The 743-nt window shown below is 35.1% G+C and carries 1 protein-coding gene; it reads left to right on the plus strand.

Annotated features, from left to right (window positions below; translation table 11 throughout):
- Positions 1-217: 217 nt before the first annotated feature.
- Positions 218-743 (plus strand): iron-containing alcohol dehydrogenase (locus CLLU_RS18520; RefSeq protein ID WP_146127632.1); only part of this gene is annotated, 526 nt, incomplete at its 3' end.

Here is a 743-nt window from a genome sequence, read left to right on the forward strand (position 1 = left end):
ACATATAATTTACAAAATAAACCAGATTACAATATGTGATTTGCACATAAATTGTGATATTATAATGATAGTATAATATTTTTTATCATTAGTCTAATGAAAATCATAAATTTTTCTAGTGTAATTTATGGAAAAAACTAAAGATATTGAATTGGCAGGCATATGTACCTGCGTTGAAACTTAAATATAACATAAAATAAGGGGAGGAGTCAGGAAAATGGAAAGATTTACAATACCAAGAGATATTTACTTTGGGGAAAATGCTTTGGAATATTTGAAGGGTCTGGAAGGTCATAAAGCTGTAATTGTTGTAGGTGGAGGCTCTATGAAAAGGTTTGGATTTTTAGGCAGGATTGAAGCCTATTTAAAAGAGGCCAATGTTGAATTTAAACTGATTGAAGGTATTAAACCGGATCCATCCGTTGAAGCTGTCATGGAAGGTGCCAGGGTTATGAGGGAATACGAACCTGATTGGATAATAGCAGTGGGTGGAGGCTCGCCTATTGATGCTGCCAAGGCCATGTGGGTGTTTTATGAATATCCTGATTTTACCTTCGAGAAAGCAGTAATTCCTTTTGGAATACCTAAATTGAGACAAAAAGCAAGGTTTATAGCCATACCGTCTACCAGCGGAACGGCAACTGAAGTGACTTCTTTTGCTGTAATAACGGATTATAAGACACAGATAAAGTATCCTATGGCTGATTTCAATTTAACTCCTGATATAGCTATAATAGATCCGG

Origin of the sequence: Clostridium luticellarii (assembly GCF_002995845.1) — a bacterium.
In the GTDB taxonomy this organism is placed as follows: Bacteria; Bacillota; Clostridia; order Clostridiales; family Clostridiaceae; genus Clostridium_B; species Clostridium_B luticellarii.